Below are 14,151 nucleotides of genomic sequence, written 5' to 3' on the forward strand. Positions count from 1 at the left end.
GGAACCGTCATGTTCGATATCAGCCAGTACCCCCACGCCGATGCCGTCCGCCGGGCTGCGCAACTGAGTCAGGACGAGTACAAGCGGCTCTACAAGGAATCCATCGAACACCCCAGCGCCTTCTGGGCCGAGCAGGCCACGCGCTTTCTCGACTGGATGACGCCCTGGCAAACCGTCCAGCGCTATGACCTCAAGAATGGCGACGCGACCTGGTTCGCCGGCGGCAAGCTGAACGTCAGCGCCAATTGCATCGACCGTCACCTGGACACACGGGGCGACCAGATCGCGATCATCTGGGAAGGCGACGACCCTGCCGAATCGGCGCAAATTACCTACAAGAAACTCCACAATCATGTCTGCCGCCTGGCCAACGTGCTGAAAAGCCGTGGCGTGAAGAAAGGCGACCGGGTCTGCATCTACATGCCGATGATCCCCGAGGCCGCCTACGCCATGCTCGCCTGCACCCGCATCGGCGCGGTGCATTCGGTGGTGTTCGGCGGCTTCTCGCCGGACTCCCTGCGCGACCGGATTCTCGACGCCGATTGCCGCACCGTGATCACCGCTGACGAAGGTGTACGCGGCGGGCGCTTCATACCGCTCAAGCGCAACGTCGACAAGGCCCTGGAAAGCTGCCCGAACGTCAGCACCGTGCTGGTGGTCGAGCGCACCCAGGGCGAAGTGGACTGGGCAGAAGGTCGTGACCTCTGGTATCACCAGGCCATGCACGACATCAGCGACGATTGCCCGCCCGAACCGATGGACGCCGAAGACCCGCTGTTCATCCTCTACACCTCAGGCAGTACCGGCAAGCCCAAGGGCGTGCTGCACACCACCGGCGGCTATCTGCTGCAAGCGGCGATGACGTTCAAGTACGTACTCGACTACCGCGACAACGAGGTGTTCTGGTGCACCGCCGACGTCGGCTGGGTCACCGGCCACAGCTACATTGTCTATGGCCCGCTGGCGAACGGCGCCACCACGCTGATCTTCGAGGGCGTGCCGAGCCACCCCACCAGTTCGCGTTTCTGGCAAGTGATCGACAAGCATCAGGTCAACATCTTCTACACCGCGCCGACCGCCCTGCGCGCGTTGATGCGTGAAGGAGCCGGACCGTTGCAGGAAACGTCCCGCAAAAGCCTGCGATTGCTCGGCAGCGTCGGCGAGCCGATCAACCCGGAGGCGTGGGAATGGTATTTCAACGTGGTAGGCGAACAGCGCTGCCCGATTGTCGATACTTGGTGGCAGACCGAAACCGGCGGCATCATGCTCAGCCCATTGGTCAGTGCCCCACGGCTCAAGCCAGGCTGCGCCACACGGCCGATGTTCGGCGTGCAACCGGTCTTGCTGGATGAGGTGGGCAAGGAAATCAACGGTGCCGGCAGCGGTGTGCTGGCGATCAAATCCAGTTGGCCGGGGCAGATTCGCAGTGTCTACGGCGACCATCAACGCATGGTCGACACCTACTTCAAGCCCTATCCGGGTTATTACTTCACTGGCGACGGCGCGCGCCGCGACGAAGACGGCGACTACTGGATCACCGGGCGTATCGACGATGTGATCAACGTCTCCGGGCATCGCATTGGCACCGCCGAGGTGGAAAGCGCCCTGGTGCTGCATGACAGCATCGCCGAAGCCGCCGTGGTCGGTTACCCCCACGACCTCAAGGGCCAGGGCATCTATGCGTTTGTCACGCCGATGAACGGTGTGGAGGCCAACGACGAGTTGAAGAAAGAATTGTTGGCTCACGTCAGCAAGGAAATCGGCAGCTTCGCCAAGCCGGAGCTGATCCAGTGGGCGCCGGCGTTGCCCAAGACCCGCTCGGGCAAGATCATGCGGCGCATCCTGCGCAAGATCGCCTGCAACGAACTCGACAGCCTTGGCGACACCTCGACCCTGGCCGATCCAAGCGTGGTGGAGGGGTTGATCGACAAACGGCTGAATCGCTGAGGATTCCTGTGGGAGCGAGCTTGCTCGCGATGGGGCCCTGTCAGTCTTGACCGCCATCGCGAGCAAGCTCGCTCCCACAAGGACCACGCCAGCCATAACTGCTAAACTCCCGCGCCTCATTTCTTTAAGGCGCGCCCGGCATGTCTTCCTTGAATCAGGCGCTGCGCGCCGCCCTCGACCAGCGCCTGGAACTGCTCGGCCAACTGCACCAGCAAGGCACCGACTGCTATCGCCTGTTCCATGGCAGCCAGGAAGGCGCGCCCGGCCTGACCATCGACCGCTATGGCCCGCAACTGCTGGTGCAGAGCTTCCACCAGTCGCTGGAACGCGACGACCTGCTGCAGTTGCACGGCATTGTCAACGAACGCCTGGGCCTGGAGACCCTGTTGGTCTACAACGACCGCGCCCGGGGCAATTCCCGCATCGACCGCCAGGACACCGTCTATCAGGCGGACGAAGCCGCCCTGCAAGACCTGGTCGGGCATGAGTGGGGCTTGAATTATCGTGTCCGTGGCCGGCATGCCGGGCAGGATCCACTCCTGTTCCTCGACCTGCGCAACGCCCGGGGCTGGGTCAAGGCCCACAGCCGCGGCAAAAGCGTGTTGAACCTGTTTGCCTACACCTGCGGCGTCGGCCTGAGCGCCGCCGCGGGTGGCGCGCGTGAAGTGTGCAACCTGGACTTCGCCGAAGGCAACCTGGCGGTGGGCCGTGAAAACGGCCTGCTCAACCCCGATTTGCAGCCCATGGAATTCGTGCAGTCGGATTACTTCCCGGCGATTCGCCAACTGGCCGGCCTGCCCATCAGCCAGCGTCGCGGGCAAAAACTGCCCAGCTATGTGCGCCTGGAGCAACGCCAGTACGACCTGGTGCTACTCGACCCACCGGCCTGGGCCAAAAGTGCGTTCGGCACCGTCGATCTGTTGCGCGACTACCAAAGCCTGCTGAAACCGGCGCTGCTCACCACAGCTGACAATGGTGTGCTGATCTGCTGCAACAACCTGGCAAAAGTGCCCATGGACGACTGGCGCGAGCAGGTGTTGCGTTGTGCGGAAAAAGCCGGCCGCCCGGTGCGCGACTGGAGCGTGCTGACCCCAGGCAGCGATTTCCCCTCCCTGGATCAGCAACCGCCGCTCAAGACGCTGATCCTCCAGCTCTAGGCCCCGGACTGAATTCTCACAGGGAAACCAGATAAATCTCATAAATCACAGTGGCTTCGGAACCGTAAACGCATGCCATACTCCAAGGCACTCCGAATTCACACCTAGATGAAGCCGCACATGCCCAAAGGATTGATTCGCGCTATCGGCGCCCTGTTGACCGCACTGGCCCTCTACAGTCTGTTGGGTTTCCTGATTCTGCCAGGCATCGCCTTGCGCATCGCCAACCAGCAATTGGCCGCCCTTGCGACAGTACCGGCCCAGATCCAGCGCATCGAACTCAATCCCTTCAGCCTTGAAGTCACCCTCTGGGGCTTGAACATCGGCGAACCGGGCAAAGAGCAAGTCGGCTTCGAACGGCTGTACGCCAATTTGCAACTCGACAGCCTGTGGTCCGGGGCCCTCCATCTGGTGAACATTGAGCTGGACAAGCCCAAGACCGAAGTCGTGTTCACCAAGGACGGTCAGTTGAACCTACTGGGCCTGTTCAAGTTGCCAGCCAGCGAACCGACGCCCGCCGATCCCGAGGCCAAACCTTTTCCGCTGCGGGTCGATCGAATCAAGTTGGCTGGCGGTTACGTGCATTTCCAGGACCTGCGCCCCAGCGAGCCCATCGAGTTCCTGTACGACACCCTCGATTTCGAGCTGAAGAACCTCAGCACCCTGCCCGACGACAACGCCGACATGACCTTGGTGGCCGCCGGCCCCGAGGGCGGGCAGATCGACTGGACCGGCAATTTCAGCCTCTCGCCAATTGCTTCCCAGGGTACGCTCAAAGTCACTGGTGGCCAGATGAAAGCCTGGTGGCCCTACGTGCGCGACGCGGTGCCGCTGGTGTTGGAAAACGGTGTCCTGAACCTCAGCACCGACTACAAGCTCAACTTGGCCAAAGGCACCGAACTGCTGCTCAACAATGTCGCGGTCAGTGTCGCGCCCTTCGCCATTAAAGCCCCCGATGGGCGTCCACTGGTGAAACTCGAACGCCTGGATGTCAGTGAAACCACGGTGGACCTGGCCAAGCAGCAAGTGATCGTGGGCAAGATCCGCAGCCAGAAGCTGGAAACCTGGGCCGCTCGCGAGGCAGACGGGCAGCTGGACTGGCAGAAACTCTTCGCCAGCCAGCCAGCCAAACCGCAGGTCAAGGCTGAACCAGCATCCGCCCCGGCGGCCGCCGACTCGCCAAAACCTGAACCGGCACCACCGAGCAAACCGTGGCAGGTGCTGTTGAAGGACGTGCAACTGCGCGACTATCACGTGCACTTGGCCGACCGCCAGGCGCAGCCCGCCGTGGCGCTGGAGGTCGGCCCGCTGAACCTCGACCTGCAGAACTACGACACCCTCAACGGCTCGCCCTTTACCCTCAAGCTCGACACCGGGCTGGGCAAACAGGGCAAGATCCTGGCCGACGGCGAGGTCAACCTCAACCCGATCAGCGCCAGGCTCAAGGTCAAGACCCAGGACATCGACCTGCGCGTCGCCCAGGCATACATCAATCCGTTCATTCGCCTGGAGCTGCGCTCCGGGATGCTCGGCAGCGACCTGGCGGTCGACCTCAAGAGCACCGAGCCATTGGCCTTTGCCATCACCGGCCGCGCCCAGGTCGACCAGTTGCACACCCTCGACACCCTCAAGACCCGTGATTTCCTCAAGTGGCAGAAGCTGGTTCTCGAAGGCCTCAACTACCAGCACGGCGACAGCCTGTCCATCGACAAGGTCAACCTGTTTCAGCCTTACGCGCGGTTCATGATCAATGACGACCGCACCACCAACGTCGATGACCTGCTGATCCCGCAACCGGCCGACAGCGGCGCGAAGAGCACCGCGGCCAAACCGGCGACCCAGGAAAAACCGCTGGGCATCCACATCGGCGGCGTCGCCATCAATGACGGTTCGGCCAACTTCGCCGACTTCAGCCTGACCCCCAACTTCGCCACGGCCATCCAGCAACTCAATGGCCAGATCGGCACCATCGACAGCCGCCAGGCCAAACCGGCCAGCGTGGACATCAAGGGCAAGGTCGACCGTTACGCGCCGGTCACCATCAAGGGCGCGGTCAACCCTTTCGATCCGATGGCCAGCCTCGACATCGCCACCAGCTTCAAGCGGGTCGAGCTGACTACCCTGACGCCCTACTCCGGCAAGTTCGCTGGCTATCGCATCCGCAAGGGTCGACTCAATCTCGACCTGCATTACCGCATCACCAAGGGCCAGCTCCAGGCGGACAACAAGGTGGTGGTCGAGCAATTGCAGTTGGGGGAAAAAGTCGACAGCCCGGACGCCGTGAGCCTGCCGCTGAAACTGGCCATCGCGTTGCTCAAGGACTCCGAGGGCAAGATTTCCATCGAACTGCCGGTCAGCGGCAACCTCAACGATCCACAATTCAGCGTCATGCCGATCGTCTGGCAGACCCTGCGCAACCTGGTGGTCCGCGCGGCCCAGGCGCCGTTCAAGCTCATTGGTGGACTGGTGGCCGGCGGCGGTTCGGAAGACCTGGGCAGCGTCGCATTTGCGCCGGGCTCCAGCGACCTGAGCAAGGATAACGAAGGCACGCTGCTCAAACTCTCCGAAGCCTTGGCCAAACGGCCGGAGCTGCGCCTGGAAATCGAGGGTACCGCCGCCGAAAGCAGCGACGGGCCATTGCTCGCGGCCCAGCGGCTGGAGCGCGAATACCAGTACAACTACTACAAGATGCTCCAGCGTCGGGGTGACAAGGTTCCGGCCCAGGCTTCGCTGATAGAGGTGCCCGAGGATGAAAAGGCACCGCTGCTCGAAGGCATCTACCGCACGCGCCTCAAGACCCAGCCGCCGGCCGAATGGACGCAACTGGATAAAACGGCGCGCATCGAGAAACTGCGCGAAGGCGTGATCAAGTTCTGGAGCGGCAGCGACGTGCTGTTGCGCCAACTGGGACAAGAACGGGCCAGCAGCATCAAGGATTTCCTGGTGGACAAAGGTCAGTTGGCCGACGACCGCGTGTATTTCATCGACGCCAGCCTCGGCCAGGCCGAAAGTGACGGCCGGGTGGTCACGCCTATGCATCTGGATGCCGAATAAGATGAAACCCTGGTACGGGCTCGGCCTGGGTCTATTGCTCGCCGCCGGCCAGGCATCGGCGGCCACCACGCTGCGCTGCGGCAACCAGTTGATCAGCGTCGGCGACCGCTTGGGCGAAGTGCTGCAGAAGTGCGGACAGCCTGCGGCGCGGGATGACTTGGGCTACAAGCGCAGTGTCAATCGCCGGGAAGAGTACCCGGTGGAAGAATTGACCTACGGCCCCAACAACGGCATGTATCAGTACCTGCGTTTCGAGGGGAATCGGCTGGTGGAGATCACCAGCAAGCGGGGGCGGTGACCGGGCGACTACACAACTAGCAGTCATGTGTGTTGGTCGTGCCGCCGCCATCGCGAGCAAGCTCGCTCCCACAGGGGCCCGATTTCAATGCGATCCAGTGTGGGAGCGAGCTTGCTCGCGATGAGGGCAACCCGGTTCCCGGCTGCCACGCACTGCCCCCTCTCCAAATAGAACAGGCCCCCGACACGAATGCCGGAGGCCTGTAATGGCCACATCCCTATGGCCTTTCGCATGAACTCCAAAGCAACGGCAAGCGTATGACTCAGCCCGCTTGCCGTGCCTTCTCCCAGTCCAGGCGAGAAGCCTTGGCCTTACTCGGCTTTCAGGCCGTCAGCCGATACGGCCTTGACGCCTTTGATTTTCTTGGCGATCGCCACGGCCATATCTTTCTGAGCGTCGGTCACGGCAACAGTGGACGACAGCGACACAACGCCTTTGTTGGTTTCGACTTTGATATCAGTACCTGGAATGCCTTTTTCAGTAACCAGGTCAGCCTTGACCTTGGTGGTGATCCAGGTATCGGAAACGTCTTCTTTAGCCTCTGTCACTTCGCCTGCAGCCAGCATCATTGGCGCCTGAGTTGCTTGAGTGGTCTCGGCGAATGCGCTAGCCATGGTCAGGGTCAGAGCGGTAGCAGCGGCGGCAGTGATAGCGAACTTTTTCATACGAGTAACTCCTGTTTTTCTCAGAAACCGCCGGAGATGAATCCCGGCAGGGTTAACAGGAATAGTGCGAAGGCTGTGCCAGTTTTGAGATGGTGATTAATTTGTTTTAAATCAATAGGTTAAGCGAAGCGGCTTTTTTTGAAATCATGCAAAATGCAAGACTTGCCGATTTTCAACATGCAACTTGCCGATTCAGTGTTCATTCTAAGTTTATGATTTCGAAGATTTTCTGTGGCGGGACGTTGCATCCCGCCACCTAACCAATCTAAATCACGGAGCTGTTCCAGAGCCGGTGCAACCCGCTGGCAGAAAGTCTTGGGCGGCATTCGAAGCACATGTCCATGCCCCTGCCGACGAGCGAGAGAGCGTAATGGTCTTGCCCATTACCTGACTGGGTGCTTTCGTAAGGGTACACACAATGGTTCCCCCGGCGGCGGCCGTGCCAGAGACGGAAAACGAGCAATTACTGGATGTAGGGAAGTTCATATTGGTCGTCGACGGATCGGTCCCCTGATTGACCAGATCCTCGTATGTCACTTTCAATGCGCTGATTTCCCCTAACCCAGCCGTAGCCTTCGCCCGCGCCTGATACTTGGAATACTGCGGCAACGCAAACGTCGCCAGAATGCCAATGATCGCCACGACAATCAGCAGCTCGATCAGCGTAAAGCCCTTTTGCTTATTCATAGACATCTCCCATGCATGAGTCGAAATCTCATGACCTGAAATCGCCATTGCAGGGCACATGCCAACCCTCAAGCCCCATCAATAAAGGGTGTCGATCCCGCACAACGGCGGCGTCCTACCTCAACAACCGCACTATCTGACGTTTTTTGTCACCCTGGCCCGCTGGTTTGGCGTCGATGCTTGACTAGGCTATAAGTCATGAACTGTCCGCGTCCGGTATCCCCATGAATGACATCGCCCTCAGCGGCCTGACCAAGCAATTGGTGCTGGCCGAACTGCTCACCGAGCAAAGTGCGCAACAGGCGTATCAACAGGCCCAACGCAGCCGCATCCCCCTGGTCAGCTACCTGGTGCAGAACAAACTGGTCCAGAGCCGCCAGATCGCGGAAATCGCCTCGGAGCATTTCGGCGTGGCCCTGCTGGACCTCAACAGCCTGGACAAGGAAGCCCAGCCCACCGGCCTGGTCAGCGAAAAACTGGTGCGCCAGCACCACGCCCTGCCGCTGTGGCGGCGTGGCAACAAGCTGTACGTGGGCATCTCCGACCCTACCAATCACCAGGCCATCAACGACATCCAGTTCAGCACCGGCCTGACCACCGAAGCCATCCTGGTGGAGGACGACAAGCTCAGCGACGCCATCGAAAAATTCTTCGAGTCCAGTAGCACCGGCCTGGAAGGCATGGGCGATGTTGACCTCGATGGCCTGGACATCGAATCGATCGACGACACCAAGCAGGACTCCATCGGCACCCAAGACACCGATGACGCGCCCGTGGTGCGCTTCGTCAACAAGATGTTGCTGGACGCGATCAAGGGCGGCTCTTCCGACCTGCACTTCGAACCCTACGAAAAAACCTACCGGGTGCGGGTGCGCACCGACGGCATGCTGCGGGAAGTGGCCAAGCCGCCGATCCAATTGGCGACCCGCATCGCCGCCCGCCTGAAGGTCATGGCCAGCCTCGATATTTCCGAGCGGCGCAAACCCCAGGACGGCCGGCTGAAAATGCGCCTGTCGAAAACCAAGTCCATCGACTTCCGGGTCAACACCCTGCCCACGCTCTGGGGCGAAAAAGTAGTGATCCGGATCCTCGACCCGTCCAGCGCGCAAATGGGCATCGATGCCCTGGGCTACGAGCCAGACCAGAAAGACCTGTACATGGCCGCCCTCAAGCAGCCGCAAGGGCTGATCCTGGTCACCGGCCCGACCGGCTCGGGCAAGACCGTGTCGCTGTACACCGGGCTGAACATCCTCAACACCGTGGACATCAACATTTCCACCGCCGAAGACCCGGTGGAGATCAACATGGAAGGCATCAACCAGGTCAACGTGAACCCGCGCCAGGGGCTGGACTTCGCCCAGGCCCTGCGCTCGTTCCTGCGCCAGGACCCGGACGTGATCATGGTCGGCGAGATCCGCGACCTGGAAACCGCCGAAATCGCCATCAAGGCCGCCCAGACGGGCCACCTGGTGCTGTCCACCCTGCACACCAACAGCGCCGCCGAAACCCTGATCCGCTTGCAGAACATGGGCATTCCGGGGTTCAACATCGCCACAGCCGTGCACCTGATCATCGCCCAGCGGCTGGCGCGCAAGCTGTGCAACCACTGCAAGAAGGCCATCGAGGTTCCCGAGGAAGCCTTGCTCAAGGAAGGTTTCCCTCGGGAACGCATCGGCACATTCACGATCTATGAGCCGGTCGGTTGCGAACAGTGCAACCACGGTTACAAAGGGCGCGTGGGGGTTTACGAAGTGGTCAAGAACACGCCCGAGCTGCAACGGTTGATCATGGCCGAGGGCAACTCGCTGGAAATCGATCTGCAGATGCGCAACGACGGCTTCAATGACCTGCGCGCATCGGGGCTGCTCAAAGTGATGCAGGGCGTCACCAGCCTCGAAGAAATCAACCGGGTCACCAAGGATTGAACATGGCGGTCAAGGCAGTCAAAACCGATGTGTACACGTGGGAAGGCAAGGACCGCAAAGGCACGAAAATGACCGGTGAGCTGACGGGCCAGAGCCCGGCACTGGTCAAGGCACAACTGCGCAAGCAAGGCATCAACCCGGAGAAGGTCCGCAAGAAATCCACCTCGATATTCAGCAAGGGCAAGCGCATCAAGCCGCTGGACATCGCCCTTTTCACCCGCCAGATGGCCACGATGCTCAAGGCTGGCGTACCGCTGTTGCAAGCGTTCGACATCATCGGCGAAGGCTTCGACAACCCCAACATGCGTAAACTGGTGGATACGGTGAAGCAGGAAGTTGCCGCCGGCAACAGCTTCGCCGCCTCGCTGCGCAAATGCCCGCAGTATTTCGACGAGCTGTACTGCAACCTGGTGGACGCCGGCGAACAGGCCGGTGCCCTGGATACGCTGCTGGACCGGGTGGCGACCTACAAGGAAAAGAGCGAAGCCCTCAAGGCCAAGATCAAGAAAGCCATGACCTACCCGACGGCGGTGATACTCGTCGCAGCGGTGGTCACGGGCATCCTGCTGGTCAAGGTGGTGCCGCAGTTCGAATCGGTCTTCTCCGGGTTCGGGGCGCAGTTGCCGGCCTTCACGGTGATGGTCATCGGCCTGTCGGAGTTCATGCAGGAGTGGTGGTGGATGCTGCTGGGCGGTTTGGCCGGCGCGTTTTTCGGGGTGAAATATGCCCTCAAGCGGTCCCAGGCGTTTCGTGACTGGCGGGACAAATGGCTACTCAAGCTCCCCTTGATCGGCACCTTGATGTACAAGTCCGCGGTGGCTCGCTTTGCCCGCACGCTCTCGACCACCTTCGCCGCCGGCGTGCCGCTGGTCGAAGCCCTCGATTCGGTGTCGGGCGCCACCGGCAACGTGGTATTCAAGCGCGCCGTGCAGCGCATCCGCCAGGACGTCTCCACCGGCATGCAGTTGAATTTTTCCATGCGCGCGTCGGGGATCTTTCCGAACCTGGCCATCCAGATGACCGCCATCGGCGAGGAGTCCGGCGCGCTGGACGACATGCTCGACAAGGTCGCGAGCTTTTATGAGGCCGAAGTGGACAATCTGGTGGACAACCTCACCAGCCTGATGGAACCCTTCATCATGGTGATCCTGGGGATCGTCGTCGGTGGCCTGGTGGTTGCCATGTACTTGCCCATATTTCAACTCGGCTCTGCGATCTGACATGCCCTTGAGCGAATTTTTCGTGCTGTATCCCCTGGCTTTCGTGCTCGTTGCGGCATTGCTCGGCCTGATCATCGGCAGCTTCCTCAACGTGCTGGTGTGGCGCCTGCCGAAGATGCTCGACCGCGAATGGCGCCTGCAAGCCCACGATCTGCTGGGCCTGCCGGCTGAGGCCCCGGGCCCGGTCTATAACCTGATGTTGCCGCACTCCCAGTGCCCCCACTGCGACCATCGCATCCGCGCCTGGGAAAATATCCCCGTGCTCAGCTACGTGATGTTGCGCGGCCGCTGTTCGAGTTGCGCCGCGCCCATTGGCAAGCGTTACCCCCTGACCGAAGTGGCCTGCGGTGCGTTGTCGGCATTCGTCGCCTGGCATTTCGGCTTTGGCTGGCAGGCCGGCATGGTGATGGTGTTGACCTGGGGCCTGCTGGGCATGAGCCTGATCGACGCCGAGCATCAATTGCTGCCCGATACCTTGGTGCTGCCGTTGTTGTGGCTGGGCTTGATCGTCAACAGCTTCGGCCTGTTCGTTCCTTTGGACCAGGCGATGTGGGGCGCGGTGGCCGGCTATCTGGCGCTGTGGTCGGTGTTCTGGGTGTTCAAGCTGATCACCGGCAAGGAAGGCATGGGCTACGGGGACTTCAAGCTGCTGGCAATGCTGGGCGCCTGGGGCGGTTGGCAGATCCTGCCGCTGACGCTGCTCTTGTCGGCGCTGGTGGGCGCCGTTATCGGGGTCATTGTGCTGCGCCTGCGTGACGCTCCCGGGTCGACACAAATCCCCTTTGGGCCTTATCTGGCCATTGCCGGCTGGATTGCCTTGCTCTGGGGTGGTCAAATAACCGACTTCTACTGGCAGTCTGTCGGTTTCTAATGTCGATCTTTTATGAATAACCCCCTGGAAAAACCCTGGATCCTCGGCCTGACCGGTGGCATCGGCAGCGGCAAGAGCGCGGCGGCCCAGCATTTTATCGACTTGGGTGTGCACGCCGTCGACGCCGATCACGCCGCACGCTGGGTGGTCGAGCCCGGGCGCCCGGCGCTGGCGAAAATCGCCGAACACTTCGGCCCTGGCGTATTACAGGCCGACGGCACCCTGGATCGGGCGGCGCTGCGCAAGCTGATTTTCGAGCAGGCCGAGGAACGCCGCTGGCTCGAAGCACTGCTGCATCCGTTGATCGCCGAGGAAATCGCCCATCACCTGGCCCAGGCACAATCGCCCTACGCGATCCTGGTGTCGCCGCTGCTGATCGAGTCAGGCCAGTACGCCATGACCCAGCGGATCCTGGTGATCGACGCGCCAGAACAACTGCAGATCGAACGTACCTTACAGCGCGACCAGACCAGCGAGCAGCAGGTCCAAGCGATCCTCAAGGCCCAATCCAGCCGCCAGGATCGCCTGAGCCATGCCGACGACGTGGTGGTCAACGACCGCGACCTCGCCTGGCTGCACAGCGAGGTCGAGCGCCTGCATCACTTTTACCTTACTTTGCGTGGAGGCCAATCATGAGCCAAACCCCAACCGTCGATTGTCCAACCTGTGGCGCACCCGTGGAATGGAGCCCGGAGAGCAAATTCCGGCCGTTCTGTTCCGACCGCTGCAAACTGATCGACCTGGGCGCCTGGGCGTCGGAAGAACACAAGATCCCCGTGGCCCCGGACGCCGAGGATGAGTTGTTCAGCGAAGACTTCAATCCTCGCTCCCATCACTAAGGCCCGGTAGGAATCATTGTGGCGAGGGAGCTTGCTCCCTCGCCACGGCTCATTGTCATCTCAGGTAACGGAGTTCTCCCCTAAGGCCGCATGAAACCGTAATCCTGTTCATCGTCGAGGTTTTCCGCCAGGAAACTCAGCTCGTCGGCCAAGTCTTCAGCGCTGCGCACGGTCTTGCTCTGCTGCACGATGGCACTGAGCAAGGCTCGCAGGCTCAAGCCCGGGTCGAAACCGATCTCCATGGCGGCGTCGTGGCTACGCCTGATCTCTTGTCTGGCCCACTCATAAACACTCATGGTTGTGCTCCTGGAAATTTTCCAGAGCATGCAGGGCGTGCGCAGGGGCAGCCTTGACGTGAATCAAGGCTTGTCATCATCGTTCCACGGCGCCGACAGGTAGCGCGTGCGGTTGAAGGTCTCCAGCCATTCGGGGCTGAACACCACCAACGCACTGATCACCATGCCGTTGATGAACGCCTCGGGAAAGATGATCAGCCAGAGGTAGCCGATGAAATCCTCCAGCCAGTAAGGCATGGCGAATATCCCGTCGTACCACAGCAGGCCAAGCCCAAGCAGCAGGCACGCCAATGCCGAAAGCGCGGCGGCGAGAAACCCCGAACAGAAGATGTAGACGAACAGATTGCGTGGCTGGGCGCGCTCCACCAGGATCGCGCAGCATTCGGTGATAAGCACCGGCAGCAGGATCAGCAGCGCGCCGTTGACCCCGACCGCCGCCATGTCCTGACGTCCCAGCAGCACCAGCGCAAGCTGCGCGCACAAGCCCCCCAGGATCGCCAACGGCCAGTCCAGCAGCAACGTCACGGCGGTCATGCCGATGAAATGATACGAGACACCCGTATCGAAATCCCGGCGTACCAGCCACAGCATGAACAACGCCAGCACCGTGCCGAACAACAGGTGCTGGCGACGGCTGTCGGTGAACAGCTCGACCCACGGTGCCCGCACCAAGGCCCAGGCCAACACCGGCACATACACCAGCCAGCCGGCCGCCTGGGTCTGCGAGGAGAGCAGTTCGGCACCGATCATGGGTTACTCCGTTCGTTCGCTATTGGGGAGCGACACTTCCTGGTTGTTGTACCAGAGCCATTGCAAACCTACCAAAGCCTACCGACCAATCCGAATAGTCATTCTCATGCATGAAGATGAAAACGTCTTGTGGACGAACCTGGGCTTGAATCCCGAGGTTGTCGGCAATTTTTCTGTAGAGCTCGCGCTTCATCGCATCACTGCGGCCCCTGCGCATCGTAATCTCAATCACGATCAAATGGTCTGAACGATCCACACCGTTAAACGTGCGGCTGTAGAAAAACTGCTCGGGATCGTAGTCCGTGACCAGGTTGAACAGTTCATCCTCGGGCATGCCAATGCTCTCGACCAGCGCTTGGTGTATGCCCTCGACAATGTGCTGGCGTTGCGACTGGCTGGTGCCCTTGGTGACGGCTGTACGAACGAATGGCATGTGAGGTGC

The 14,151-nt window shown here is 61.0% G+C and carries 14 protein-coding genes; 9 read left to right on the plus strand and 5 right to left on the minus strand.

The window, feature by feature from the left end; translation table 11 throughout:
- Positions 1-9: 9 nt before the first annotated feature.
- From acs to ACLH0I_RS25070, 4 genes are all read left to right on the plus strand, one after another.
- Positions 10-1,947 carry an acetate--CoA ligase gene (acs, locus tag ACLH0I_RS25055; RefSeq protein WP_411385650.1) on the plus strand — a complete coding sequence of 646 codons (1,938 nt, stop codon included), beginning with the start codon at positions 10-12 and terminating at the stop codon, positions 1,945-1,947.
- A 140-nt stretch (positions 1,948-2,087) separates the two neighbouring features.
- The gene (locus ACLH0I_RS25060) at positions 2,088-3,104 is read left to right on the plus strand and encodes a class I SAM-dependent rRNA methyltransferase (protein WP_411385651.1); all 1,017 of its coding nucleotides are present in this window, start codon (positions 2,088-2,090) and stop codon (positions 3,102-3,104) included.
- Positions 3,105-3,224: 120 nt separating this feature from the next.
- Complete coding sequence (locus ACLH0I_RS25065) at positions 3,225-6,158, plus strand: DUF748 domain-containing protein (RefSeq protein ID WP_411385652.1); 2,934 nt, start codon at positions 3,225-3,227, stop codon at positions 6,156-6,158.
- 1 nt (position 6,159) lies between these two features.
- A complete protein-coding gene (locus tag ACLH0I_RS25070) occupies positions 6,160-6,456 on the plus strand; it encodes a DUF2845 domain-containing protein (protein ID WP_250964595.1) in 297 nt (98 codons plus the stop codon).
- A 311-nt stretch (positions 6,457-6,767) separates the two neighbouring features.
- Here the strand turns inward: ACLH0I_RS25070 and ACLH0I_RS25075 are convergent, their stop codons facing one another.
- Positions 6,768-7,121: a BON domain-containing protein gene (locus tag ACLH0I_RS25075; RefSeq protein WP_411385653.1), complete on the minus strand. Its 354-nt coding sequence runs from the start codon at positions 7,119-7,121 to the stop codon at positions 6,768-6,770.
- Between the two features lie 270 nt (positions 7,122-7,391).
- Entirely contained in the window at positions 7,392-7,808 is a 417-nt protein-coding gene (locus ACLH0I_RS25080; protein WP_411385654.1) for a pilin, read from the minus strand.
- A 224-nt stretch (positions 7,809-8,032) separates the two neighbouring features.
- Between ACLH0I_RS25080 and pilB the strand changes: the two genes are divergently transcribed.
- The 5 genes from pilB to yacG are packed head-to-tail and all read left to right on the plus strand — an operon-like array spanning position 8,033 to position 12,663.
- Positions 8,033-9,733, plus strand: coding sequence for a type IV-A pilus assembly ATPase PilB (gene pilB, locus ACLH0I_RS25085; protein WP_411385655.1), 1,701 nt, complete (start codon positions 8,033-8,035; stop codon positions 9,731-9,733).
- Positions 9,734-9,735: 2 nt separating this feature from the next.
- Positions 9,736-10,953, plus strand: a complete 1,218-nt coding sequence (locus ACLH0I_RS25090; protein ID WP_411385656.1) for a type II secretion system F family protein — start codon at positions 9,736-9,738, stop codon at positions 10,951-10,953.
- Between the two features lies 1 nt (position 10,954).
- Complete coding sequence (locus ACLH0I_RS25095; RefSeq protein WP_411385657.1) at positions 10,955-11,824, plus strand: prepilin peptidase; 870 nt, start codon at positions 10,955-10,957, stop codon at positions 11,822-11,824.
- Between the two features lie 12 nt (positions 11,825-11,836).
- Entirely contained in the window at positions 11,837-12,460 is a 624-nt protein-coding gene (gene coaE, locus ACLH0I_RS25100; protein WP_411385658.1) for a dephospho-CoA kinase, read from the plus strand.
- Positions 12,457-12,663 (plus strand): DNA gyrase inhibitor YacG, encoded by a 207-nt coding sequence (gene yacG / locus ACLH0I_RS25105; protein WP_186709040.1) that lies wholly within the window; start codon positions 12,457-12,459, stop codon positions 12,661-12,663. The genes coaE and yacG overlap by 4 nt, the downstream gene beginning before the upstream one ends.
- 80 nt (positions 12,664-12,743) lie before the next feature.
- Here the strand turns inward: yacG and ACLH0I_RS25110 are convergent, their stop codons facing one another.
- The 3 genes from ACLH0I_RS25110 to ACLH0I_RS25120 form a co-directional block, all read right to left on the minus strand.
- Positions 12,744-12,959 carry a hypothetical protein gene (locus ACLH0I_RS25110; protein WP_053125334.1) on the minus strand — a complete coding sequence of 72 codons (216 nt, stop codon included), beginning with the start codon at positions 12,957-12,959 and terminating at the stop codon, positions 12,744-12,746.
- A gap of 63 nt (positions 12,960-13,022) precedes the next feature.
- On the minus strand, positions 13,023-13,709 hold the full coding sequence (locus tag ACLH0I_RS25115; RefSeq protein ID WP_411385659.1) for an energy-coupling factor ABC transporter permease: 687 nt from the start codon (positions 13,707-13,709) through the stop codon (positions 13,023-13,025).
- Between the two features lie 19 nt (positions 13,710-13,728).
- Positions 13,729-14,142 carry a tautomerase family protein gene (locus ACLH0I_RS25120; RefSeq protein ID WP_250964603.1) on the minus strand — a complete coding sequence of 138 codons (414 nt, stop codon included), beginning with the start codon at positions 14,140-14,142 and terminating at the stop codon, positions 13,729-13,731.
- Between the last annotated feature and the right edge of the window lie 9 nt (positions 14,143-14,151).

It is taken from the genome of Pseudomonas sp. MPB03, assembly GCF_046605385.1.
In the GTDB taxonomy this organism is placed as follows: domain Bacteria; phylum Pseudomonadota; class Gammaproteobacteria; order Pseudomonadales; family Pseudomonadaceae; genus Aquipseudomonas; species Aquipseudomonas zanjanensis.

Bases quoted from the DNA above. Each gene is read 5' to 3' on its own strand.
- acs (WP_411385650.1), top strand. From the start codon at position 10: ATGTTCGATATCAGCCAGTACCCCCACGCCGATGCCGTCCGCCGGGCT.
- ACLH0I_RS25060 (WP_411385651.1), top strand. From the start codon at position 2,088: ATGTCTTCCTTGAATCAGGCGCTGCGCGCCGCCCTCGACCAGCGCCTG.
- ACLH0I_RS25065 (WP_411385652.1), top strand. From the start codon at position 3,225: ATGCCCAAAGGATTGATTCGCGCTATCGGCGCCCTGTTGACCGCACTG.
- ACLH0I_RS25070 (WP_250964595.1), top strand. From the start codon at position 6,160: ATGAAACCCTGGTACGGGCTCGGCCTGGGTCTATTGCTCGCCGCCGGC.
- ACLH0I_RS25075 (WP_411385653.1), bottom strand. From the start codon at position 7,121: ATGAAAAAGTTCGCTATCACTGCCGCCGCTGCTACCGCTCTGACCCTG.
- ACLH0I_RS25080 (WP_411385654.1), bottom strand. From the start codon at position 7,808: ATGAATAAGCAAAAGGGCTTTACGCTGATCGAGCTGCTGATTGTCGTG.
- pilB (WP_411385655.1), top strand. From the start codon at position 8,033: ATGAATGACATCGCCCTCAGCGGCCTGACCAAGCAATTGGTGCTGGCC.
- ACLH0I_RS25090 (WP_411385656.1), top strand. From the start codon at position 9,736: ATGGCGGTCAAGGCAGTCAAAACCGATGTGTACACGTGGGAAGGCAAG.
- ACLH0I_RS25095 (WP_411385657.1), top strand. From the start codon at position 10,955: ATGCCCTTGAGCGAATTTTTCGTGCTGTATCCCCTGGCTTTCGTGCTC.
- coaE (WP_411385658.1), top strand. From the start codon at position 11,837: ATGAATAACCCCCTGGAAAAACCCTGGATCCTCGGCCTGACCGGTGGC.
- yacG (WP_186709040.1), top strand. From the start codon at position 12,457: ATGAGCCAAACCCCAACCGTCGATTGTCCAACCTGTGGCGCACCCGTG.
- ACLH0I_RS25110 (WP_053125334.1), bottom strand. From the start codon at position 12,959: ATGAGTGTTTATGAGTGGGCCAGACAAGAGATCAGGCGTAGCCACGAC.
- ACLH0I_RS25115 (WP_411385659.1), bottom strand. From the start codon at position 13,709: ATGATCGGTGCCGAACTGCTCTCCTCGCAGACCCAGGCGGCCGGCTGG.
- ACLH0I_RS25120 (WP_250964603.1), bottom strand. From the start codon at position 14,142: ATGCCATTCGTTCGTACAGCCGTCACCAAGGGCACCAGCCAGTCGCAA.